The organism is Rhodococcus sp. UNC363MFTsu5.1 (genome assembly GCF_000686785.1).
GTDB classification, from domain to species: domain Bacteria; phylum Actinomycetota; class Actinomycetes; order Mycobacteriales; family Mycobacteriaceae; genus Rhodococcus_G; species Rhodococcus_G maanshanensis.
Genome location: NZ_JMLO01000006.1, coordinates 207283 through 228804 on the forward strand (window position 1 = coordinate 207283; position 21522 = coordinate 228804).

23 protein-coding genes and 1 riboswitch are annotated in these 21522 nt (G+C 69.1%); of the genes, 12 read left to right on the plus strand and 11 right to left on the minus strand.

Features of this window, described 5'->3' with window-relative positions; all coding sequences use genetic code 11:
* The first annotated feature begins 90 nt into the window (after positions 1 to 90).
* The 4 genes from BR31_RS0110790 to BR31_RS0110805 all read left to right on the plus strand — a co-directional run bounded on the left by BR31_RS0110790 (position 91) and on the right by BR31_RS0110805 (position 3010).
* Positions 91 to 318 (plus strand): hypothetical protein, encoded by a 228-nt coding sequence (locus BR31_RS0110790; protein ID WP_027500972.1) that lies wholly within the window; start codon positions 91 to 93, stop codon positions 316 to 318.
* A complete protein-coding gene (locus BR31_RS0110795; RefSeq protein ID WP_027500973.1) occupies positions 315 to 722 on the plus strand; it encodes a YccF domain-containing protein in 408 nt (135 codons plus the stop codon). Before BR31_RS0110790 ends, BR31_RS0110795 begins: the two co-directional genes overlap by 4 nt.
* Complete coding sequence (locus BR31_RS28225) at positions 719 to 2017, plus strand: glycosyltransferase 87 family protein (protein ID WP_051637288.1); 1299 nt, start codon at positions 719 to 721, stop codon at positions 2015 to 2017. Before BR31_RS0110795 ends, BR31_RS28225 begins: the two co-directional genes overlap by 4 nt.
* Positions 2018 to 2185: 168 nt before the next feature.
* A riboswitch (cyclic di-AMP (ydaO/yuaA leader) is annotated at positions 2186 to 2390 on the plus strand.
* Between the two features lie 5 nt (positions 2391 to 2395).
* Positions 2396 to 3010 (plus strand): transglycosylase family protein, encoded by a 615-nt coding sequence (locus BR31_RS0110805; protein WP_027500974.1) that lies wholly within the window; start codon positions 2396 to 2398, stop codon positions 3008 to 3010.
* Positions 3011 to 3078: 68 nt separating this feature from the next.
* Here BR31_RS0110805 and BR31_RS32160 read toward each other — a convergent pair whose 3' ends face one another.
* A complete protein-coding gene (locus tag BR31_RS32160) occupies positions 3079 to 3273 on the minus strand; it encodes a hypothetical protein (protein ID WP_072751546.1) in 195 nt (64 codons plus the stop codon).
* A 60-nt stretch (positions 3274 to 3333) separates the two neighbouring features.
* Between BR31_RS32160 and BR31_RS0110810 the strand changes: the two genes are divergently transcribed.
* The 5 genes from BR31_RS0110810 (at position 3334) to BR31_RS0110825 (ending at position 8744) form a co-directional block, all read left to right on the plus strand.
* Entirely contained in the window at positions 3334 to 5646 is a 2313-nt protein-coding gene (locus BR31_RS0110810; protein ID WP_027500975.1) for a helicase-associated domain-containing protein, read from the plus strand.
* A gap of 109 nt (positions 5647 to 5755) precedes the next feature.
* Positions 5756 to 5881 carry a hypothetical protein gene (locus BR31_RS32410; RefSeq protein ID WP_257017835.1) on the plus strand — a complete coding sequence of 42 codons (126 nt, stop codon included), beginning with the start codon at positions 5756 to 5758 and terminating at the stop codon, positions 5879 to 5881.
* Positions 5881 to 6102 (plus strand): hypothetical protein, encoded by a 222-nt coding sequence (locus BR31_RS0110815; RefSeq protein WP_027500976.1) that lies wholly within the window; start codon positions 5881 to 5883, stop codon positions 6100 to 6102. Before BR31_RS32410 ends, BR31_RS0110815 begins: the two co-directional genes overlap by 1 nt.
* A gap of 313 nt (positions 6103 to 6415) precedes the next feature.
* Entirely contained in the window at positions 6416 to 8074 is a 1659-nt protein-coding gene (locus tag BR31_RS0110820) for a DNA repair helicase XPB (protein ID WP_027500977.1), read from the plus strand.
* A gap of 10 nt (positions 8075 to 8084) precedes the next feature.
* Positions 8085 to 8744 carry a DUF3239 domain-containing protein gene (locus tag BR31_RS0110825; RefSeq protein ID WP_027500978.1) on the plus strand — a complete coding sequence of 220 codons (660 nt, stop codon included), beginning with the start codon at positions 8085 to 8087 and terminating at the stop codon, positions 8742 to 8744.
* Here the strand turns inward: BR31_RS0110825 and BR31_RS0110830 are convergent.
* The 6 genes from BR31_RS0110830 to BR31_RS0110855 are packed head-to-tail and all read right to left on the minus strand — an operon-like array spanning position 8741 to position 14524.
* Positions 8741 to 9310 (minus strand): GNAT family N-acetyltransferase, encoded by a 570-nt coding sequence (locus tag BR31_RS0110830; protein WP_027500979.1) that lies wholly within the window; start codon positions 9308 to 9310, stop codon positions 8741 to 8743. The genes BR31_RS0110825 and BR31_RS0110830 overlap by 4 nt on opposite strands.
* A 21-nt stretch (positions 9311 to 9331) precedes the next feature.
* Positions 9332 to 10321 carry an LLM class F420-dependent oxidoreductase gene (locus tag BR31_RS0110835; RefSeq protein ID WP_027500980.1) on the minus strand — a complete coding sequence of 330 codons (990 nt, stop codon included), beginning with the start codon at positions 10319 to 10321 and terminating at the stop codon, positions 9332 to 9334.
* Positions 10322 to 10365: 44 nt separating this feature from the next.
* A complete protein-coding gene (locus BR31_RS0110840) occupies positions 10366 to 11712 on the minus strand; it encodes an LLM class flavin-dependent oxidoreductase (protein ID WP_027500981.1) in 1347 nt (448 codons plus the stop codon).
* 13 nt (positions 11713 to 11725) lie between these two features.
* A complete protein-coding gene (locus BR31_RS0110845) occupies positions 11726 to 12598 on the minus strand; it encodes an ABC transporter permease (protein ID WP_051637289.1) in 873 nt (290 codons plus the stop codon).
* Positions 12591 to 13424, minus strand: a complete 834-nt coding sequence (locus BR31_RS0110850) for an ABC transporter ATP-binding protein (RefSeq protein ID WP_027500983.1) — start codon at positions 13422 to 13424, stop codon at positions 12591 to 12593. The genes BR31_RS0110845 and BR31_RS0110850 overlap by 8 nt, the downstream gene beginning before the upstream one ends.
* Entirely contained in the window at positions 13421 to 14524 is a 1104-nt protein-coding gene (locus BR31_RS0110855; protein ID WP_051637290.1) for an ABC transporter substrate-binding protein, read from the minus strand. The genes BR31_RS0110850 and BR31_RS0110855 overlap by 4 nt, the downstream gene beginning before the upstream one ends.
* A gap of 121 nt (positions 14525 to 14645) precedes the next feature.
* On the opposite strand from BR31_RS0110855, the gene BR31_RS0110860 reads away from it, so the two are divergent.
* The gene (locus tag BR31_RS0110860; protein ID WP_027500985.1) at positions 14646 to 15569 is read left to right on the plus strand and encodes a sigma-70 family RNA polymerase sigma factor; all 924 of its coding nucleotides are present in this window, start codon (positions 14646 to 14648) and stop codon (positions 15567 to 15569) included.
* On the opposite strand, the gene BR31_RS0110865 is transcribed toward BR31_RS0110860, so the two are convergent.
* From BR31_RS0110865 to BR31_RS0110875, 3 genes are all read right to left on the minus strand, one after another.
* Positions 15541 to 16143, minus strand: a complete 603-nt coding sequence (locus BR31_RS0110865; protein ID WP_027500986.1) for a carboxymuconolactone decarboxylase family protein — start codon at positions 16141 to 16143, stop codon at positions 15541 to 15543. The two genes, BR31_RS0110860 and BR31_RS0110865, sit on opposite strands and share 29 nt — an antisense overlap.
* Before the next feature lie 82 nt (positions 16144 to 16225).
* Entirely contained in the window at positions 16226 to 17809 is a 1584-nt protein-coding gene (locus tag BR31_RS0110870) for an ABC transporter permease (RefSeq protein WP_037176217.1), read from the minus strand.
* The gene (locus tag BR31_RS0110875) at positions 17806 to 18717 is read right to left on the minus strand and encodes an ABC transporter ATP-binding protein (protein ID WP_027500988.1); all 912 of its coding nucleotides are present in this window, start codon (positions 18715 to 18717) and stop codon (positions 17806 to 17808) included. Before BR31_RS0110875 ends, BR31_RS0110870 begins: the two co-directional genes overlap by 4 nt.
* A gap of 114 nt (positions 18718 to 18831) precedes the next feature.
* Between BR31_RS0110875 and BR31_RS0110880 the strand changes: the two genes are divergently transcribed.
* Positions 18832 to 20016 (plus strand): pyridoxal phosphate-dependent aminotransferase, encoded by a 1185-nt coding sequence (locus BR31_RS0110880; RefSeq protein ID WP_027500989.1) that lies wholly within the window; start codon positions 18832 to 18834, stop codon positions 20014 to 20016.
* Between the two features lie 7 nt (positions 20017 to 20023).
* Entirely contained in the window at positions 20024 to 21043 is a 1020-nt protein-coding gene (locus BR31_RS0110885; RefSeq protein ID WP_027500990.1) for an AraC family transcriptional regulator, read from the plus strand.
* A gap of 16 nt (positions 21044 to 21059) precedes the next feature.
* Here the strand turns inward: BR31_RS0110885 and BR31_RS0110890 are convergent, their stop codons facing one another.
* Positions 21060 to 21485: a VOC family protein gene (locus tag BR31_RS0110890; RefSeq protein ID WP_027500991.1), complete on the minus strand. Its 426-nt coding sequence runs from the start codon at positions 21483 to 21485 to the stop codon at positions 21060 to 21062.
* Positions 21486 to 21522: the final 37 nt, after the last annotated feature.

Sequence of the window (21522 nt, forward strand, 5' to 3'; positions counted from 1 at the left end):
CGCCCCACCGTTTTGCGGGACGCGATGGAGCGAGTCTACCCCCGCGTGCCCCTCCCGGGCACCGGGGTTTGCGGGGGATACGGTTGGAAGGTGGTCAGCCAATCCTCTCCCCGCGGCAACGGTCTCTTCCGTGCCGCGCTCCTGTTCTTCTTTGTCGGCGTGCTCGCCATCGTCGCGATCTTCGTGGTGGCCGCGACCGGCCACGAGCCCGGACTGGCGCTGTATCTGATCGCCCTCGCCTGCCCGGTCGGGTTCGTACTCGGCATCATTTTCGCGCTGCGGTCCGGGCGCCGCGTTCGAAGAGAGGGAAACCAATGAGAATCCTGCTCAACATCATCTGGCTGGTCTTCGGTGGACTCTGGCTCGCGCTCGGCTACTTCGTCGCAGGCATCATCTGCTGCATCCTCATCATCACCATCCCGTTCGGGATCGCGTCGTTCCGGATCGGTGTCTACGCGCTGTGGCCCTTCGGCAAGACGGTCGTCGACAAGCCGACGTCGGGAATCGGCTCGCTGATCGGCAACGTGATCTGGCTGATCGTGGCCGGTATCTGGCTCGCCATCGGCCACGTGGTGAGCGCCGTCGCGATGGCGATCACGATCATCGGGATCCCGCTCGCCATCGCGAACCTGAAGATGATCCCGATCTCGCTGATGCCGCTCGGCAAGGAGATCGTGGACGTCGGTTCGACGCCCACGACGTCAACGAGCTTCCCGGCATGACGCCGCAGCCCCGCGCCACCCCGGCCGCGGGGCGCGCGCTCCCCTCCCACCCACTGTTCCTCGGCTCACTCGCCGCCCTCGCCCTCGCCGTGATCGTGGCGCACGACCGGGTCGTTCCGATGGGATACCCGCTGTGGGGCCTGTTCCAGAACGGCCTTGACCTGCTCGTCTACCGCAGCGGCGGCGCCACCGTACTGCGCCCCGTCGGGCTCTACGACCACGCGCTGCACGGCGGCATGTGGTTCACCTATCCGCCGTTCTCCGCAATCCTGTTCGCCCCGCTCAACGCCGTGTCAGCCGAGCTCACCACCATCCTCGGATATCTCGCGAACTTCGGGATCCTCTACCTCGTCGTCCTGCTGTGCTGGCGACAGCTCGGGTACCGGCAGGACCGGCGGCTCTACGTGGCGACCGGGCTGATGACGGTCGTCTTCACCTGGCTCGAGCCGGTCCGCACCACGATCTGGCTGGGCCAGATCAACCTCCTGCTGATGCTGCTGATCGTGTGGGATCTCGGACGCCCCGAGGGCAGCAGGCTGCGCGGCATCGGCGTCGGGATCGCGACCGGTATCAAGCTGACTCCCGGCTTGTTCATCGTCGAACTGCTCGTCACCCGGCAATGGCGCGCGGCGGCGACCGCGATCGCCGGTTTCCTCGCGACCGTCGTGGTCGGGTTCGTGGTGATCTTCTCGGACTCGTGGTCCTACTGGACCGCGGTGATCCTGCACTCGACGCGAATCGGCGAGACCGCGTGGCCCGCCAACCAGTCCGCCGCCGGGGTGCTGGCCCGCTGGCTGGACGTCGCGGACCCGCCACTGCTGCTGTGGGCGCTCTGCGCGGCCGCGCTGACCGCGCTCGGGCTCGGCGCCTCCTGGCTGGCCCACAAGCGCGGACAGGCACTGCTGGCCACCACCCTCTGCGGGTTGACCTCCGCGGCGGTCTCACCGTTCTCCTGGGGCCATCACTGGGTGTGGTTCGTACCGCTGCTCGTCCTGGCGATGCACCGCGCGCTCGGCGCCGGACGCGCGACCGCCTGGCTCCTGCCCGCGGCACTCGCGCTGCCGCTGCTCTGCTGGACCCATGAGTTCCCGGACGGCGTGCAGGCGATCGGCCTGTTCATGGTCCCCACCTCCGACGCCCTAGCTCCGTTCTTCGCGGCGGTGTACCCCCTGATGTTCATCGTCATCGCCGTCGCCACGTTGGTCGCGCTGCGCCCGGGCCCGCGGCGACGCCGCGCGGAGCCCGAGGTCAGCCCCGATCGAAACTGTGATCTACCTCACATCACGGTAACGTAACAGGACGGTCTCGGACCGAGGCGACCCAATCTGAGCTGCGAATATGTTCGGATTTTCGGGCGAAACGCCGAAAGAATCGAAATTTAGGTAACAGATGACTACACGGCCTCGGCCACGTACGGTCATCTGCGGCCGGAGAAGTTCGGCCAGATCCGATCCGCCGCGCCAAACCTCGTCCCGCGGAACCGGATTCCTACGAGTTACCCAGGGACGAGGACGGGGGACCCACGTCCCCGGTGGACACCGAGGAAAGCGCGCAAGTGCATTCCTCTTGGGGTGAAGCCAGACCCGCACCATCCAGGAGCGGCGAGGCCGGGCGACCTCTCAGCCCGAACCCGACAGCTGACCTCGCAGGCGCGTGAGGAGAGGAAAACCCGCATGAGCACTGGACGCCATCGCAAGCCCACGAACACCCGCCGCAACGCAGCCAAGGTCGTCGTGACCGGCGCAGTGTTGGGCGCAGCCGGCGCGGCCTTCGCGGCCCCGGCCAACGCAGCCCCCGATTCCGACTGGGACCGCCTCGCGCAGTGTGAAGCCGGCGGCAACTGGGGAATCAACACCGGCAACGGCTACCAGGGTGGACTGCAGTTCTCCCCCAGCACCTGGAACGCGCACGGTGGTGGCCAGTACGCCGCGACCGCCAACCAGGCCACCCGTGAGCAGCAGATCGCGGTCGCCGAGAAGGTCCTCGCCTCGCAGGGTTGGGGCGCATGGCCGTCCTGCTCCTCGAGCCTCGGACTGACCAGCGGCTCGACCCCGCGCTCCGCCCCCGCCGCCGAGGTGGCTCCCGCACCCGAGCTGCCCGCCGTGACCAGCCTCCCGACCACCGATGGCGCAGCCGACGTGCTCGACAGCCTCGACAGCGCACTCGATGCGGTCCAGGCCAAGGGCATCGCGATCGACCCGCAGATCGAGGCCCTCTACGAGCAGGCCAAGCTGAACCCCCAGGTCATCGACTTCCTGAAGGCCAACTCGGGTCTCCTGCCCCGCTGAGACTCCCCCTTCACGTGAAAGGCCCCGCACCTACGAGGTGCGGGGCCTTTCACGTTCGATATCCGAGGTCAGCGATTGATGACCGTGTGCGGGTGGGTGTAGGGCAGTTCGGAAACGGGGAGGGGGAACTCGGTGTCCTCCCCGAACGGGGACAGCCCACCGGAGCGGCTCGACGAGAGCTCCGTGACGGCATGATCGCCATCCTGGAGTTCCGGTGCCGGCCAGCCTGGATCTACGTATCGCTTGCTCGAATTGTTAGCCACAGTCCCATTTTGGCAGGAGCTCGCGCCGTGGTACACCCCAGGTCTCTAATCTGATAGTTGATGACCGATACCGAAGGTGCTGCCCCCGCCGCCGAATCACCTCACGGCGCCGCCGTGCCCGACAGCCTGCTCGCCTGGCTGACCGCGAGGACCGATGCGGAGCTGGCCGAGCTGCTCAGGCTGCGCCCGGATCTCGCGGTGCCGCCACCCGCGAACCTGGCGGTCCTTGCCGCGCGTGCCGAACAACGCGCATCGGTGCTCCGGGTGGCCGACGACCTGAACGTCCTCGAGCTCACCGTGATCGGGGTGCTCTCGCTCGAACGCGGCGCGGAGGTCGGGGTCAGGCGCGAGGTCCTCGCGGAGGCGCTCGCCGGACGGGCGCCGGTCAAGGCCGTCGACCGGGCCCTGAAGTCGCTGCGCGCCCGGGCACTGGTCTGGGGCGCGCAGGTGCTGCGGGTCGTCGCGACCGCGAACGACGCCGTCACCTGGCGGGTCGACCGGCCGCAGGAGCCGATGACCGCAGCGCAGGTCATCGCGGGCCTTGCGACCGTGACCGATGCCGAGCGCAGGCTGCTCGAAACCCTGGCCACCAGCTCGCCGATCGGCCGCACCCGCGACGCGGCGCCCGGCACCCCGCCGGACCGGCCCGTGCAGCGTCTGCTGTCGCTTGGCCTGCTGTCCTGGGTGGACGAGCAGACCGTCGAGCTGCCCCACCAGGTCGGCCAGGCGCTGCGCGGCGAGACGATCACCGACCCGATGGCCCTCACCCCGCCGCCGATCCGCACCAACAAGCAGAAGATCGCGGACGTGAACGCGGTCGCGGCGGGTGAGGCGCTCGAACTGATCCGGCACTGCGAGGACCTGATCGCGGCCCTCGGCGATCAGCCTGCGCCGACCCTGAAGGCGGGCGGTCTCGGGGTCCGCGAGACCAGGCGACTGGCGAAGGCGGCAGGCGTCGACGAGAACCGGGTGAGCCTGATCGTTGAGCTGCTGGCCGCGGCAGGCCTGATCGCGAGCGGCGCCCCCGACCCGGTTCCCGCCACCGACACCGGCGACGACTACTGGGCACCGACGGTCGCCGCGGATGCCTGGCTCAACACCGGCACCGCACAGCGGTGGTACACCCTCGCCCACGGCTGGCTGGAGATGCCACGCAGGCCATGGGTGATCGGGCTGCGCGATCCCAACGACAAGGCGATCGCCGCGCTGTCCGAGGAGGTGCGCGCCTCCGGCGCACCCCGCGACCGCAAGTTCGTGCTCGAGCTGCTCGGTGAGCTCGCCCCTGGGCAGGGCGCGACCACGTCCGAGCTCGCCGCGCTGGTCGCGTGGCGGCGCCCGCGCTGGTCCGGCCGGTTCGGTGCGGGCGCCGTCGAGCACACCGTCGCCGAGGCGGCCGCGGTCGGCCTGATCGGCCGCGGCGCGCTCGCATCGCCGGGACGTGGGCTGCTGCACGGGGCCACCGCGGAGGCGGTGGTCGCAGAGATGACGGCGAGCCTGCCGGCCCCCATCGACTACGTCCTGGTGCAGGCGGACCTGACGGTGATGGCCCCCGGCCCGCTCATCCCGGAGCTGCAGGAGCAGATCACCCTGGTCGCGGACATCGAATCGGCCGGCGCGGCCACCATGTACCGGATCCGCGAGGACAGCGTGCGACGGGCGCTCGACGCCGGCAAGAGCGCCTCGGAGCTGCACGCGCTGTTCGAGAAGCGCTCGAAGACGCCGGTGCCGCAGGCCCTGACGTACCTCATCGACGACGTCGCGCGCAGGCACGGCCAGCTGCGGGCGGGGGTGGCGTCCTCGTTCGTCCGCTGCGAGGACCCGGCGTTGCTCGCCGAGGTACTGGCCTCCGCGGTGGCCGAGCAGCTCGCGCTGCGTGCCCTTGCCCCGACCGTCGCGATCTCGCAGGCCCCGCTGAGCGAGGTTCTCGACCTGCTCCGCTCGGCCGGATTCGCACCGGCGGGAGAGGACTCCTCCGGCGCGATCGTGGACCTGCGACCGCGCGGCGCCCGAGTGCCGCGACGACGGACGCGTCCCGCGTTGCGGATGCCCGCCGTCCCCACCGACGACCAGCTCGGGTCACTCGTCAGCCAGCTGCGTGCCGGCCAGCGGGCGGCAACCGCCCCGCGCGGTCAGGGTGTGCGTTCGGACGGCAGCCGGGCAGGAGGCGCCGCGACCATGGCACTGCTGCAGCTGGCGGCGAAGGTCCGGCGCAGCGTGGCGATCGGCTACGTGGACGCGCAAGGAGTGGCGACGGAGCGTGTCGTCGATCCGGTCAGTGTCGGCGGTGGTCAACTCGATGCGCTGGACCCGGAGACCGGGGCGGTCCGCCGGTTCACCCTGCACCGGATCACCTCGGTGAATCTCCTCGACTGATTCCCTGCCGCGCGGGCAGAAAAAGCACGCCCACCTGCACGACTGGCCTTTTCCAGGAAATGACGTATGGTCGGCCCAAGTGATTGCCACTTCGAATTCAGGAGCGACAATGGCAGACAAGAAACCCGGCAAGAGCCTGAAGAAACCGGCACAGTCCCTCAAGGAACGACGTGCCGAAAAAAGGGATCGCGCCGCCGATTCCGGGGAGCTCATCAGGAAACGGAAACGCCACTGATGCACACCGAGGCGACCGCACCGCCCATCCCCCTGCTCCTCGACACCCTGCACAGCCGGATCGACGAACTGACCGGGGAGGCGATGTTCTCGGATGCGCGGTCCAGTGGGTATCACGCCGCACTGCGGTCCGCCAGACTTATCGTGCTGGACGAACGAGCACGGCAGTGCGAACTTCCAGAATGCCGCCCAACCGCAAAAAACAAGAAGGACCATCCGTGAAAAGAACACTTCTCGCCCTGGACCGAATTCAGGCCAGGCTGGAAAATGAACTCGACACCACGGAGGTCCGCACCGAGCGAGACGCCGGATACCGTTCCGGAATTTCCGAGGCGCTCGTGCACGTAATGGAGACGAGAAAAAGTGTAGCCACACAACGGTGACGCACTGAAAGTGAAGGATTCTCCGGATCAACGGGAGAATCCTTCACTTTTTTCGGCCACGGACACGGATCAGCCGGGACCGCCCGTGCCTGTGACGACCACCCCACAGCAAAGTGTGGACAATGGAGTGGTTGTCTACGTAGGAGGCGCACGTGACCGACGGCCCCTTGATCGTCCAGTCCGACAAGACCCTGCTCCTGGAGGTCGACCACGAGCTCGCCGGCCAGGCCAGGCAGGCTATCGCCCCGTTCGCAGAACTCGAGCGCGCGCCCGAGCACGTGCACACCTACCGGGTGACCCCGCTGGCGTTGTGGAACGCGCGCGCGGCGGGCCACGACGCCGAACAGGTGGTGGACGCGCTGGTCACGTTCTCCCGGTACGCGGTCCCGCAGCCGCTGCTGGTCGACATCGTCGACACGATGGCACGATACGGCCGGTTGCAGCTGGTGAAGAACCCCGCGCACGGCCTGACCCTGGTCAGCCTGGACCGAGCGGTGCTCACCGAGGTGATGCGGCACAAGAAGATCTCGCCGATGCTCGGCGCCATGGTCGACGAGGACACCGTCGTCGTGCACCCGAGCGAGCGCGGACACCTCAAGCAGATGCTGCTCAAGATCGGCTGGCCGGCCGAGGATCTCGCCGGGTACGTGGACGGCGAGGCGCACCCGATCGACCTCGCCTTCGACGAGGGGCACTGGGAGCTGCGGGACTACCAGGAGATGGCGGCCGACTCCTTCTGGGCAGGCGGCTCGGGCGTCGTGGTGCTGCCGTGCGGCGCGGGCAAGACGATGGTCGGCGCGGCTGCGATGGCGAAGGCGAAGGCCACCACGCTGATCCTGGTCACCAACACCGTCGCGGGCAGACAGTGGAAGCGAGAGCTGATCGCCAGGACCTCGCTGACCGAGGAGGAGATCGGCGAGTACTCGGGCGAGCGCAAGGAGATCCGGCCGGTCACCATCGCGACCTACCAGGTGATCACCCGTCGCACCAAGGGCGAGTACAAGCACCTGGAGCTGTTCGACTCCCGCGACTGGGGCCTGGTGATCTACGACGAGGTGCACCTGCTGCCCGCTCCGGTATTCCGGATGACGGCGGATCTGCAGTCGAGGCGCCGCCTCGGCCTGACGGCGACCCTGGTCCGCGAGGACGGGCGCGAGGGCGACGTGTTCTCGCTGATCGGCCCCAAGCGGTACGACGCGCCGTGGAAGGACATCGAGGCGCAGGGCTGGATCGCGCCCGCGGACTGCATCGAGGTCCGGGTCACGCTGACCGACGCCGAGCGGATGGCCTACGCCACCGCGGAGCCGGAGGAGCGCTACAAGCTGTGCTCGACGGCGCACACCAAGATCGCGGTGGTGAAGTCGATCCTCGACCGGCACCCGGATTCGCCGACCCTGGTCATCGGCGCCTATCTCGACCAGCTCGAGGAGCTCGGTGAGGCGTTGGACGCGCCGGTCATCCAGGGCTCGACGAAGAACAAGGAACGCGAGGCGCTGTTCGACGCGTTCCGGCGCGGCGAGATCCAGACGCTGGTGGTGAGCAAGGTCGCGAACTTCTCCATCGACCTGCCCGAGGCGTCCGTCGCGGTGCAGGTCTCGGGAACCTTCGGTTCCCGGCAGGAGGAGGCGCAGCGGCTCGGCCGCCTGCTGCGCCCCAAGCATGACGGGGGCCAGGCGCACTTCTACTCGGTCGTCGCCCGCGACACGCTGGACGCCGAGTACGCCGCGCACCGCCAGCGCTTCCTCGCCGAGCAGGGCTACGCGTACCGGATCACCGATGCTGACGACCTGCTCGGTCCGACCATCGGGTAGGAATAGGACCGTGCGCAGCTTCGAGTTCCCCGTCGACCACTCCCACGCCAACTCCGTCAACGAGACGGTCGGCGACGTCAAGCGGCTCCGGGTCTCGGCGATCGTCACCGCCCTGTTGCTGGCCGGGCTCGCGGCCTGGTTGATCTCCCTGGCCCATCCGTGGTCCTACATCGTCGGCGCTGTGGTCGCGCTGCTGGCCGTCACGTCGCTCTGGGTGGCGTTCTGGGCGCCGAAGAAGGTCGGTTCGGTCGAGAAGCTCTACGCGGAGGGACCGCTGGTGCCCGCCGTGGTGGCGGTGGCCCGGCCCCGAGGTGCCACGCTGCTGGCGCTGGTGGACGTCGCGAAGCCGTCCGCCGATCGCCCGCACTACGCCCTTGTCACCCGCAACATCCGGACGCTGCCGGGGCATACGCTGACCAACGTCGGCGAGCGGGTGCCCTCGATCGCGGTGCTCTCCGACCGCAGCACCAGGTCCACCGCGGACACCTGGCAGATGGTCAGCCCGATGCCGATCGCCTGGGGCACCAAGGACCAGAAGGTGATCCGGCGGGCGGCGGACTCGATCAGCGGCGCGGAGTGGAAACTGCTGGCGAAGTCGATCCCGCTGGCCGAGCAGGTCCCGCGCGCCGAGAACCAGCAGATCCCCGTCGACCCGGCGGACCTGCGCTAGCCGAGCTCCGGCCAGCCCTCGGCCGGCGCCCGCGGGTCCTCGTAGAGCAGGCCGGCGACCCACTCGTCGCGCCTGCGCCCGCGCTGTAGACCGCCCGCGCGCAGCGTGCCCTCGAATCGGAAGCCCACCCGCCGCGCCACGGACGCGGACTGCTTGTTGCCGACATAGGCGCGCCACTCGATCCGTTCCAGCGCCATCCCGTCCGGGCGGAAACCGAAGTCGCACACCAGGTTCACCGCCCTGGCCATCAGGCCGCGGCCACGGACCGCCTGGTTCAGCCAGAAGCCGATGTCCGCGGCCGAGTCGTCGCGGCAGGCGAGACCGATCATCCCGACCACGGCGCCCGCGGGCGTGTGCCGCATCGCCCAGGTGGGGCTGCGGTCCGCCCACCCGACGGGCACGACCCGCTCGACGAACCGTTGCGCGTCGTCGTGGGTGTACGGCACCGGCAGCGTGGTCCACTCCCCCACCGCCTCGTCCTGACAGCACCTGACGATGGACTCGACGTCGCCGGGTCCCGGCGGCGTCAGCCACAGACCCTCGTCGTTGAGCGATTCCACGAACATGCCAGCTCCTGCCTCGCGTCCCTACCCTGCCAGCGCGGGGATCACCTCGCGCTCGAACAGTTCGATCCCCGAGGTGTCGTACGCGGCCTCGGGGAAGTAACAGATCCCGTAGCTCAGGCCCTGATCACGCAGGGCGGCCAGGTTGTCGATGATCTGCTCGGGCGTCCCGACCCCCGGCATCCCGCGGAACGCCGCCATCGAGGCCTCCGCGAGGTCCTCGCCCACGAATTTCGCCATCCTGGCCTTGGTCGCGGCCAGGCGGTCCTCGACCTCCGCCTCGGTGGCACCGATCGCGACGTTGTAGTTCGCCGAGCGCACGATCGCATCGAAGTCGGTGCCGACCGCCGCGCAGTGCTCCTTGAGCACGGCGGACTTCTGGGTGAAGCCCTCGAGGGTGCCGTCGAAATTGGTGTACTGGGCGTACTTCGCGGCGATCTTCAGCGTCACCTTCTCGCCGCCGCCCGCGATCCACAGCGGGATGCCGCCCTCCTGCAGCGGCAGCGGGCGGACGATCGCGCCGTCGACCCGATAGTGCGCGCCGTCCAGGGTCGCGGACCCGGCGGTCCAGGCCTGCCTCAGGATCTGCACGCCCTCGTCGAGACGGGCCAGACGCTCACCGGCGGACGGGAATCCGTAACCGTAGGCCCGCCATTCGTGTTCGTACCAGCCCGCGCCGATGCCCATCTCGATGCGGCCACCCGAGATGAGATCCGCGGTGGCGGCGATCTTGGCCAGGTAGGCGGGGTTGCGGTAGCTCATCGCGGTGCACATCTGTCCGAGCCGGATGGTGGAGGTCACCGCACCGAGCGCGGACATCAGCGACCAGGCCTCGTGGGTGGCCTGGTCGGTCGGCGCTGGCACGGTGTGGAAATGGTCGTACACCCAGGCCGACTCCCACGGTCCGGATTCGGCCCGCAGCGTGACAGACTTCATCGCGTCCCACTGCTCGGCCGGGTCGATGCCCACCAGATCCAGACGCCAGCCCTGCGGTACGAACATCCCGAAACGCATGGGGGTGATCCTACCGAGGAGCCGGCCGGCCCATCAGGCTTCGCTCATGCGCTGTTCCTGGCCCGCGACGCGGCGAACTGGCTGGACGGATGCGCCAACCCGTAGTGCCCGCGCAGGGTCGACGCCGTGTACTCCGCTCGGAACAGCCCGCGGCGTTGCAGGATCGGCACGACCTGGTCGACGAAATCGCTCAGACCCCCCGGTAGGTAGGGCGGCATGATGTTGAAGCCGTCGGCCGCCCCCTGCTCGAACCACAACTGGAGCTCGTCCGCGATCTGCTCCGGCGTGCCCGCGAAGGTCCGATGCCCACGTCCGCCCCCGAGCAGGCCGATGAGCTCACGCACCGTCAGTGCGTCGGACTCGGCCAGTTCCTTGACCAGTTCGTAGCGGCTCTTGTTGCCTTGGATCTCGTGCACGGAGGGCAGCGGCGGCAGCGGCGCGTCGAGCGAGTGCGTGGTCAGGTCGACGCCGAGTATGGCCGACAGCTGCCGAAGCGCGTAGTCCGGCGAGATCAGCTCCGTGAACTCCCGCTCCAGCTCCCTCGCCTCCGACTCGGTCGGCGCGATGAAAGGGACGATTCCCGGCAGCACCTTCAGCTCGTCCGCGTGCCTGCCGTGCGCGGTCACCCGCGCCTTGAGGTCCCGGTAGAACTCCTGCCCCTGGGCGAGCGTGCGTTGCGCGGTGAACACGGCCTCGGCGTAACGCGCCGCGAAGTCCTTCCCGCTCTCGGAGGACCCCGCCTGCACCAGCAGGGGGCGGCCCTGCGGCGAGCGCGGCGAGTTCAGCGGGCCACGGATCCGGAAGTGTGCGCCAGCGTGATCGATCGCGTGCACCTTGTCCGGGTCGGCGAACACCCCCGTGTCCGGGTCGAGTACGACGGCATCGTCCTCCCAACTGTCCCAGAGCGCGACCGCGGCATCGACGAACTCCTCGGCTCGCTGATACCTGCCGAGGTGGTCGGGGATGGCGTCGAGGCCGAAGTTCGCTGCCTCGTCCTCGCCCGCGCTCGTGACGATGTTCCACCCGGCCCTGCCGCCGCTGATGTGATCGAGCGAGGCGAACTTGCGGGCGGTGGTGAACGGATCGCTGTACGTGGTCGAGGACGTCGCGATCAACCCGATGTGCTCGGTGGCGCCTGCGATCGCGGTGAGCAGGGTGACCGGTTCGAAGGTGGCCAACGCGTTGTGCTTGATGCGCGGGCCGACCGCGAGCCCGTCGGCGAAGAACACCGAATCGAGCTTGCCGCGTTCGGCGATCCGGCCGAGCTCGGCGAAATGCCCGACCGACCGCACGTCGTCGGCGTTGGTACGCGGATGGCGCCAGGCCGCCTCGTGATGGCCGACGCCCATGAGGAAGGCGTTGAGATGAAACTGCTTGGACCGCTGCGACATTGCGATGAACTCCTTAAATGGGACCGACACGCCAGCGGGACAGGCGACGCTCGGCGAGGACGAGGATCCCGTTGAAGACGAGGCCGAGAAGCGAGATCGCGATGATCCCGGCGTACATCTTCGGGATCTGGAAGTTGTACTGCGAGGCGGTGATCAGATAGCCCAGCCCGGCCTTAGCGCCGACCATCTCCGCGGCGATCAGGACGAGGATCGAGGACGCGGCCGCCATCCGGATGCCGGTGAAGACGGTCGGGACAGCCGCGGGCAGGATCACCTTCTGGAACAGCCGGATCGGCGTGAGGCCAAGCGACAGCGCGGATTTGACCAGTAGCGGGTCCACCGTTCGGACTCCCGAAATGGTGTTCAGCAGGATCGGGAAGGTGCTCGCGTAGATCACAAGGGCAACCTTCGAGGTCTCGCCGATGCCGAGCACGAGGACGAAGACCGGGAGCAACGCCAGCGCCGCCGTGTTGCGGAGCAGCTCGAGGATCGGGTTCACGAACTCGGCCACCGGCCGGTACCACGCAATGGCGACACCGAGCGGGATGGCGATCGCGATGGCGATCGCGAACCCGGTCAGCGCCCTGCTCAGGCTCGCGGAGGCGTGGTTCCACAGCTCGCCGCTGGCGGCCAGGTCACCGAAGGCGCCGGCCACCACGGAGAACGGCGGCAGGAACACCTTGTCGACCAGGCCCAGCCTTGGGGCGAGCTCCCACAGCAGCAGGAACAGGCCGATCGCGAGCGATGGCTTGAGTATCCGCCAGGCCGCGGCGCGAGCCGCCCGGCCGCCGCGGCCGAGAGTCCCCTGGCGCGGCGGCGCCGCAGCCGCGGAACGCGGCACCTGACCGGCGACGACCGGCGGCACGAGCAGTTCGACACTAGACATGAGCCGCCTCCTTCGTCACGGCCGCGGGCGCCTCGAGCTCCTGGTGTTGGGCACGCGCCACCTCGCCCTGCAATTGGCTCCAGATGTGATGCCGGAACTCCCGGAATCGCGGGCCGGAGCGGACATCCTCTGCGGTGCGGTCGATGTCGATGTCGACCACCGTCTTCACCCGACCCGGTCGCGAGGTGAGCACGGCCACCCGCTGGCCGAGGTACACGGCCTCGTCGATGCCGTGCGTGATGAACAGAATGGTCTTGCCGGTGGCGCGCCAGATCCGCAGCAACTCGTCCTGCAGCGACTCCCTGGTCTGGGCGTCGAGCGCCGCGAACGGCTCATCCATCAGCAGCACCTCGGGGTCGAAGGCCAGGCTCCGCGCGATCGCGACCCGCTGCTTCATCCCGCCCGACAGTTCGTGTGGGTACCGGTCGCCGAACCCGTGCAACCCGACCAGTTCGAGATAGTGGCCGGCGATCTCCCGTCGCTGCCGCTTCGGCAGACCCTTTGCCTCCAAACCGAACTCGATGTTGTGCAGTGCGGTCCGCCACGGCAGCAGCGCGTACTGCTGAAAGACGATGCCGCGGTCGAGGCCGGGACCGGTGATCGGTTGACCGTCGAGCAGGATCCGCCCGGACGACGGTGTGGTCAGGCCACCGAGAAGATCCAGCAGCGTGGACTTGCCGCAGCCACTCGGACCCACGAGGACCAGGAACTCACCGGCTGCGACGTCGATGCTGATGTCCTCGATCGCGGTGAACCGGGCGTCGGACCCGCGGATACCGAAGTGCTTGCTGACCCGGTCGAGCCGGAGTTTGGGTTCGGCGGTCATTTCGCTACCCCCAACGCTTGCCCGTCCGCGCCGCTGGTGGCGGCGTAGGCGCCGTTCGCATACGGGTTGTATTCGTTCGTGAACAGGTCGGCCGCTTTCAACTCACCCGACTTCAGTTCGCCGTTCCTGACCAGCCAATCGATCCAGGTCTGCAACTCGCGGTCGGCGATGACCGCACCCGCGACCGGGATACCGGGGCTACGCCAGTAGTCCGTGAGCTGCGTGTTCTCGTTGCGGCCGCGCTTGCCGATGATCTCCTTGAACTTGGCCACGACCTGGTCCCGTGGCGTGGTCTGGGTCCACCGGACCGCCCGCGCGGTGCCCTGTACGAAGTCCTTCGCCGCCTCGGGGTTCTTGGCGATGAGATCGTCGCGCAGGACGTAGGTGCCGTAGCTGAAGTCCCCGAAGATGGCCGAATCCGTGAAGAGCGGACGCAGGCCGCCGCGGCCGACGGCGGTCTCCCGGAAGACACCCCCGAGTGCGGCGACGTCGATCTGCCCTTCCCTCAATGCCTGCTCGGTGTTGATCGGGGGAACCACGATCAACTCGACCTGTTTGATCTCGTCGGGCGTGAGCCCCTGTTGGGCCAGCCATTCGCGTACGACGAATTCGTGATGGGCGCCAAGGGTGTTCATGCCGACCTTCTTGCCGATCAGATCCCGCGCGCCCGCGATCGACCCCCCGTCGAGCACGAAGTAGCCGGTGAAGGTGCCCTGGTCGGCACCGTACGAGCTCACCACCGAGGTGATCGGGGAACCCGCGGCGCGAAGCTTGACGACCGCGCCGTTGAATGCCATACCGAAGTCGGTCTGCCCGGTCGCCACGGACTGGATGTCCTGTGGCCCGCTGGTGGTGTCACCCACCCATTTCGGCTCGATGCTCTGGAAGTAGCCGAGGTCTGCCGCCAACTCCGGGAAGGTGACCTGTCCGGCCGAACCCTGGTAGCGCAGCACGGACTTGCCGTCCGCGGTCTGCTCGGCCTCGGACGACCCCGAGCAGGCCCCGACCAGGGAACCGATCGTCACAAGCGCGGCGAGGGCCGCGAGTGCGCGCAGGGGTCGCGGCGGCGTTGATCGTCTCTTGGTCGTCAGTGATGCCATGGTCTGAGTCCTCAGGTCGGGCGTGGCTGGATGATGCGTCAAAGATGACGGACGCCGCGACCATCGGGAACAGTTCGGTTCACCGGGGTTTTAAGTCGAACCACTTCGTAGAATCGATGCCATGGGCACCGTCGCACTCGCCGAGACCTTCGAATCCCACCGCCGTCACCTGTTGTCGGTCGGCTACCGGATGACCGGCAGCGTGTCCGACGCCGAGGACGCCGTGCAGGAGGCCTGGCTCCGGCTGAGCGAGACCGACACCGATTCCGTCCGCGACCTGCGCGCCTGGTTGACCACCGTGGTCGGACGGATCTGTCTCGACCACCTTCGCAGCGCCGCCGTCCGGCGCGAAAGCTATGTCGGGCAGTGGCTTCCGGAGCCGATCGTGATGCCCCTGGAATCCTCGGGGTCGATCGACCCACTGGAAGCCGTTGTGCGCGAGGAGGACGCGCGGTTGGCCGCGATGGTCGTACTCGACACCCTCGGGCCGGATCAGCGCACCGCGTTCGTGCTGCACGACGGGTTCGGCGTCCCGTTCGACGAGATCGCGGGGATTCTCGGCACCTCGACCGCCGCGACCCGGCAACTGGCGTCACGCGGACGGCGCGCGGTGGCGGGCGCCGAGAAGCCGACCCCGGACGACGAGCACGCGGAGGCGGTTGGCCGGCTGATGGCCGCGATGGCGACCGGCGACCTCCAGGCCGTGTTGGACGCGCTGCACCCGGACGCCCTGGTGATCGGCGACGCCAACGGCACCACCCGCACGGCCGTCAATGTCATCCACGGGTCCGAGAAGTTCGCCCGCTTCTTCCTCGGCCTGATCAATCGTTATGGGGCGCAGGCTTTCCTGGCGATCGAACCGGCCATGGTCAACGGCCAGCTCGGTTTCTTCACGCACGGGTCGCCCGGGGACGAGACACACCCGGGCTTCCCATCGCGCGTTGGGGGCTTCACCGTCCGAGACGGCAAGGTGAGCGCCGCCTATGACATCGCGAACCCGGAGAAGTTCGCGGGCATCAGGCTCCCGGACCGGCCTGCCCCGTGACCGCCTGATCGGCCCACGGCACCCGGCACGCATCCCCCGAGTTGAACCCCTGCTCGGTGATCCCGAGCGCGGAGTACATCCGGGCCCGCATGTTCTCGAGCCCGATCTGATAGGTCAGTTCGACGACCCCGTCCTTGCCGAACCGGCGTTCCAGGTCTGCCACCTGCTCGTCGGTCACGGTGCCGGGAGTCGCCGTCACCGCGTCGGCGTAGGCGATCGCCGCGCGCTCGTCCTCGCTGTAGAGCGGGGAGTCCTCGTAGTCGCCGATCTTCTGCAGCCGCTCGATGTCGAGGCCGTCGAGGCGCTGCAGCATGGTGCCGAAGTCCACGCACCAGGAGCATCCGACGGTCCACGCGACGCGGAACACCGCCAGCTCTCGGACGTTTGCTGGCAGCACCTTCGAGGCCTTCTCCGCCGCCATCTCGTGCCGGGCGCAGGCCACGAAGAGCTTGCGATGGTTCGCCAGCACGGTGAAGGGCTCGGGCACCGCGCCGAACCTGCGGCCGGCGAACTTGTAGGCCACCTTGATCAGCAGTCCGGCATCCTTCGGAGCCACCGGCTGGATTCGAGTCATGACGCCCTCCTGTTTCGCGTTTCGGCGACCGTTCGTGCCGCCTATCCCTTGGACGAGACAGCCCGGGTAAACGTGACAGCCGTCAGTTCGTCTGTATGTCGCGCCTCCGGAAGGCCGCCGTCCCCAGCAGGCACAGCGCGCCCGCGACCACGGTGGTGACCAGCAGAGGTTCCACCCGGAAGTCCACCGCGGGAACCAGCGGCAGGTTCTCGAACGGCGAGACGCTCATCAGCCGGTCCGGGAACTTGAGCGTCGTACCGAACATCAGGACGAAGAAGCAGAAGGCCAAGGCGATCCAGGCCACGGAGGCGAGCCGCGGCAGCAGGCCGAACAGGAGCAGGGTGAGCCCGCCGAGGACCCAGACCGCCGGCAGGTAGACGAGGGTCGCGCCGACCATCCGGGGGACCTGCGCCATGTCGTCGGCGATGATCCCGTACATCAGCCCCATGCCGAGACCGGCGAGCGCCAGCACCAGGGCCGAACCGGCCAGCGTGATCACGGCGTGGCCCGCGATCCAGCGGATCCGGGTCAGCGCGGTGGAGAGCAGCGGCTCGAGATGCCCGGCCGCCTCCTCCGAACGCGGCCGGAGTGCGGAGGAGATCGCGTACGCGGACCCGATCATGGCCAGCATCGCGGCGGCCATCGCGTAGAACGCGTCGACCATGCTCGCGCCCTCCTGGCCCAGCAACTCGCCGATGTCGACGTCGCCGAGCAGGTCGCCGACGTCATTGCCGATCGTCCCGAACGCCAGTCCGCCGAGGAACAACCCGACCGACCAGCCGACCAGCGTGCCCCGCTGCAGCCGCCAGGCCAGCCCGAACTCGCCGAGCAATCCCTGCGGAGCCCGAGCCGGGCCCGGCCGCGGCGGGAACACGCCCGCGCCGACGTCACGATGGTCGAGCACCCGGAGCGCGCCGAGGCCGACGGCCACGGCGACGACCAGCGACAGCAGCGCGGGCCACCAGACCTCGCCGTCGTACGGCCGCATCGCCTGGCCCCAGCCGAGCGGGGAGAGCCACGACAGCGCGCCGCTGCCGACGTCGCCGACCGCGCGGAGCACGTATGCCACGCCGATCGCGGCCCCGGTGATGCCGTATACCGTCCTGGTGTTCTCGGTGATCTGGGCGGCCAACAGCGCGATCGCCGTGAACACCAGGCCCGCGCAGGTGGCGCCGACTCCGAGGGCCAGCGATCCCGCCGCCGCCAGGCCGTATGCGATCAGGCTCAGCGCGACCACCGCGCCGTAGAGCACGTTCGCCGCCGTCGCGACGATCGCCGCCGCGGCGAAGGGGCCGTGGCGACCGACGACGGAGGACCGGATCAGTTCGTCGCGGCCGGTTTCCTCGTTGGCGCGGGTGTGCCGTCCGACCACGAACATGCTCATCAGGCCCGCGACGATCATCCCGAAGGCGCTGGCCTGGAAGGCCACCTGGCCACCGATCGTGTCGAGGGCGCGCGGCGGTCCTGCCATGGCGATCATGGCCGCGTTGCCCTCCATGCTGGCGGCGACCGCGTCGAGCTCCGGCTGGGTCGGATACGCGATGTCGACCCCGATGGCCTGCGAGTAGTACACGAAGACGCCCGCGAGGGCCCACAGGACCAGCGCGAACCTCTCGCGCCGGAAGCCGAACCGGGTCAGGGTCGCGGTGCCGGTCAGCGTGGTCACGATTCCTCCACCCCGGCCGCCGCGAGCTCGTCGCCGTAGTGCCGCAGGAACAGCTCCTCCAGGGTCGGCGGCTGGCTGGTGAGGGTGCGGATGCCGAAGCGGGTGAGATGCGTGATCGCCTCGTCCAATTCGCCGGTGTCCACCTGGAAGCGGGCCCTGGTCCCCTCCACCACCAGGTCGTGCACCCCGGCCAGCTCGGTCAGACCGGTCGCCGGGCTCCTGGTCTCGCAGGCGATGGAGGTACGGGTGAGGTGCCGCAGGTCGGCCATGCTGCCGGTCTCGATCGACTTTCCGAGCCGGATGATCGTGAGCCGGTCGCACAGGGCCTCCACCTGGGCGAGGATGTGGCTCGACAGCAGCACAGTGCGCCCCTGCTCCGTCACCTCGGCGATGCACTCCTGGAACACCGCCTCCATCAGCGGGTCCAACCCGGAGGTGGGCTCGTCGAGGATCAGCAGTTCCACGTCGGAGGACAGGGCCGCGACGAGCGCCACCTTCTGCCGGTTGCCCTTGGAGTAGGTCCGGCCCTTCTTGGTCGGGTCCAGGTCGAACCGCTCGAGCAGCTCGGCCCTGCGCCGCTCGTCGAGGCCGCCCCGCAACCGTCCGAGCAGGTCGATCACCTCGCCGCCGGAGAGGTTCGGCCACAGGTTCACGTCCCCGGGGACGTAGGCGAGACGCTTGTGGAGTCCGGCCGCCTCGCGCCAGGGATCGCCGCCGAGCAGTCGCACATCACCGCTGTCGGCGCGCAGCAGACCGAGCAGCACCCGGATGGTGGTGGACTTCCCCGACCCGTTGGGGCCGAGGAAGCCGTGCACCTCCCCGGTGCGCACCTGGAGCTCGAGGCCGTCGAGGGCCCGCGTCCGGCCGAAGGTCTTGACCAGGTTCGAGATCTCGATCGCGGCGCTCATGCATCGACGGTAGAACGGTCCGGCCACGCCGTGCTGCGGTTTCCCGAGTCGCGGCGCCTGCCGTTCGTCGACCACGCGGTCGGAACCCGCCCGGACGGCGAATAAGCTGTGACGATGCCCGCAGCACGCCATTCGCAGACGGTCTCGCGCCTGCAACCGTTCAGCTCGACCATCTTCGCGGAGATGACGGCGCTCGCCGTGCGGACGGGCGCGATCAACCTGGGCCAGGGCTTTCCCGACACGGACGGCCCGACCGCGATGCTCGAGGTCGCCAGGTCCGCGATCGCCGACGGCCTCAACCAGTACCCGCCTGGGCCGGGGATGCCGGTACTGCGCGAGGCCATCGCCGCCGACCGCGCGGCCCGGTACGGGCTGGAGTACGACCCGGACACCGAGGTGCTGGTGACGGTGGGCGCCACCGAGGCGATCAGCGCGACCCTGCTCGGCCTGGTCGAACCGGGCCAGGAGGTGGTGCTCATCGAGCCGTACTACGACTCGTATGCCGCGGCGGTCGCGCTCGCCGGTGGCGTGCGCCGGTCCGTGTCGCTGGTCCCGGACGGCGACGGCTTCGCCCTCGATCTCGACGCGCTGCGCGCCGCGGTCGGCCCGAACACCCGGATGCTGGTGCTCAACACCCCGCACAACCCGACCGGCACAGTGTTCACCGACGCGGAACTGCGGGCCGTCGCCGAGCTCGCCACCTCGCGCGACCTGCTGGTGCTCAGCGACGAGGTGTACGAGCACCTGGTCTTCGAAGGGCGCACCCACACCCCGCTGGCGGCGCTGCCAGGAATGGCGGGCCGGACGGTCACCGTGTCCAGCGCGGGCAAGACCTTCAGCGTGACCGGATGGAAGACGGGCTGGGTGTGCGGACCAGCCGAACTCGTGGATGCGGTCCGCTCGGCCAAGCAGTTCCTGACCTTCGTCGCGGGCGGCCCGTTCCAGCCCGCGGTCGCGCATGCGCTGACCCACGAGCAGAGCTGGGTGACGGGGCTGCGAGAAGACCTGCAGCGCAAGCGAGATGTGCTCAGCGGGGCGCTGCGCGAGGCGGGGTTCGGGGTGCACGCGAGCGGGGGCACCTACTTCGTGTGTGCGGACATCACCCCGTTCGGCACCACCGACGGCGAGGCGTTCTGCCGCGCGCTGCCGGAACGGATCGGGGTTGCCGCAGTTCCGGTGAGCGTCTTCACGGACCACAAGACGCCGTGGAACCACGTGGTCCGCTTCGCATTCTGCAAGCGTGACGAGGTGCTCGCCGAGGCCGCCGAGCGCCTGCTGCGGCTGGCGCGGCGGTGGTGAGGCACCGGTGAATCAGCGCACCATTCCGGCGGACTTCGTGCGCAGGGCCGCCGCCTTGGCGGCGAGCGGCGGGTTCGACATGTCCATCCCCCTTGCGGCCGCGGGCATCTCCCTCCCCATGCTGAGCGACGAGAAGGCGCTGCTGACCGCCGAGCAGCTGACGGTGTTCACCCAGGCGGCCTGGCAACTGACCGGCGACGAACTGTTCGGCCTCGGCGCCGCACCGGTGCCGAGGGGCACGTTCAAGCTCGTCTGCCTGTCGCTGATCCACACCCCCGACCTCGGCAGCGCGCTCGAGCGGATGGCCGACGTCATGCGGGCACTGCCCGGGCCGCCGCCGCTGCGGATCCGGACCGGGGAGTCGACCACCCGGCTCCAGGTCGTGATCCCCCCTCGGGACGACGCGCTGCCCGCGGCGACCGCGGACGCCGCCGACCGACTGCTCACGGACTTCGAGCTGATACTCCTGCACCGGTTCGCGGCCTGGCTGGTCGGCAAGCGGGTCAAGCTGATCTCGGTGGAGGTCCCCTATCCGGCTCCGGATCCCTTGCTGGCCAGGAACTACGACGTCATCTTCGGCGTCAAGGTCACCTTCGGCGCCGACGTCGCCGCGCTCGAATTCGACAACGCCGTCATGCGTGCGCCGATCATCCAGACCGAGGAAACGCTGGAGGACTACCTGCGGGAGTCTCCGAATCTGCTTTTCTCCGAACGGGATTACGACAGCACGGCCTCCGCGCAGGTCCGCAAGGTCCTCGAGTCCGGGGTCAAGGGCCGCACCTCCACGGCCGACGACATCGCGGAGATGCTCTCGATCAGCGTCCCGCACCTGCGCCGGCTGCTGCGGCAGGAGGGCACCTCGCTCAATCAGCTCCGCGAGGAGGTGCTCCGCGACGCGGCCATCTCCGGCCTCGGCCGCGGCGAGTCCGTCGACGACCTGTCGGCGCGGCTGGGGTTCTCCGAGCCGAGCGCCTTCCGGCGGGCCTTCAAGAGGTGGACCGGAGAGACCCCCGGCGCATACCGCTAGGCGCCGGGGTCGGCGGTCAGCTGACGCAGAATTCGTTGCCCTCGGGATCGGTCATCGTGATCCACCAATTCGGGCCCACCTGTCCGCGATGCAGAATCGTCGCGCCGCGGGCGACGAGGGCATCGGCCACCGCCTGCTTGTCCTCGCCGACGCGGACGTCGAAGTGCAGCCGGTTCTTCACCGACTTCGACTCGGGCACCAGCTGGAACAGCACCCGCGGGCGATCCTGGTGCTCGGGATCGCTGATCGCGGCCCCCGCCTTCCAGACCAGGGTGCCCTCGAAGACCTGGGTGTCCTCCTCGGCGGCGTGCCCGGCCGCGACCAGCCCGCGGATGAAGTCCTCATCGCTCGGCTCGACCCGCCATTCGAGGGTCTGCGCCCACCACTTGGCCTGCGTGTGCGGGTCGGCGGCGTCCACTGTCACCTGAAATTCGTATCCCATGTGGCGACAGTACGACCGGGGACCGACAGCGTCCGGG

Excerpts from the sequence above, each read along its gene's own strand:
- BR31_RS0110795 (WP_027500973.1), top strand. The coding sequence starts at position 315 with ATGAGAATCCTGCTCAACATCATCTGGCTGGTCTTCGGTGGACTCTGG.
- BR31_RS28225 (WP_051637288.1), top strand. The coding sequence starts at position 719 with ATGACGCCGCAGCCCCGCGCCACCCCGGCCGCGGGGCGCGCGCTCCCC.
- BR31_RS0110805 (WP_027500974.1), top strand. The coding sequence starts at position 2,396 with ATGAGCACTGGACGCCATCGCAAGCCCACGAACACCCGCCGCAACGCA.
- BR31_RS0110810 (WP_027500975.1), top strand. The coding sequence starts at position 3,334 with ATGACCGATACCGAAGGTGCTGCCCCCGCCGCCGAATCACCTCACGGC.
- BR31_RS32410 (WP_257017835.1), top strand. The coding sequence starts at position 5,756 with ATGGCAGACAAGAAACCCGGCAAGAGCCTGAAGAAACCGGCACAGTCC.
- BR31_RS0110815 (WP_027500976.1), top strand. The coding sequence starts at position 5,881 with ATGCACACCGAGGCGACCGCACCGCCCATCCCCCTGCTCCTCGACACC.
- BR31_RS0110830 (WP_027500979.1), bottom strand. The coding sequence starts at position 9,310 with ATGTTCGTGGAATCGCTCAACGACGAGGGTCTGTGGCTGACGCCGCCG.
- BR31_RS0110835 (WP_027500980.1), bottom strand. The coding sequence starts at position 10,321 with ATGCGTTTCGGGATGTTCGTACCGCAGGGCTGGCGTCTGGATCTGGTG.
- BR31_RS0110840 (WP_027500981.1), bottom strand. The coding sequence starts at position 11,712 with ATGTCGCAGCGGTCCAAGCAGTTTCATCTCAACGCCTTCCTCATGGGC.
- BR31_RS0110845 (WP_051637289.1), bottom strand. The coding sequence starts at position 12,598 with ATGTCTAGTGTCGAACTGCTCGTGCCGCCGGTCGTCGCCGGTCAGGTG.
- BR31_RS0110850 (WP_027500983.1), bottom strand. The coding sequence starts at position 13,424 with ATGACCGCCGAACCCAAACTCCGGCTCGACCGGGTCAGCAAGCACTTC.
- BR31_RS0110855 (WP_051637290.1), bottom strand. The coding sequence starts at position 14,524 with ATGGCATCACTGACGACCAAGAGACGATCAACGCCGCCGCGACCCCTG.
- BR31_RS0110860 (WP_027500985.1), top strand. The coding sequence starts at position 14,646 with ATGGGCACCGTCGCACTCGCCGAGACCTTCGAATCCCACCGCCGTCAC.
- BR31_RS0110865 (WP_027500986.1), bottom strand. The coding sequence starts at position 16,143 with ATGACTCGAATCCAGCCGGTGGCTCCGAAGGATGCCGGACTGCTGATC.
- BR31_RS0110875 (WP_027500988.1), bottom strand. The coding sequence starts at position 18,717 with ATGAGCGCCGCGATCGAGATCTCGAACCTGGTCAAGACCTTCGGCCGG.
- BR31_RS0110880 (WP_027500989.1), top strand. The coding sequence starts at position 18,832 with ATGCCCGCAGCACGCCATTCGCAGACGGTCTCGCGCCTGCAACCGTTC.
- BR31_RS0110890 (WP_027500991.1), bottom strand. The coding sequence starts at position 21,485 with ATGGGATACGAATTTCAGGTGACAGTGGACGCCGCCGACCCGCACACG.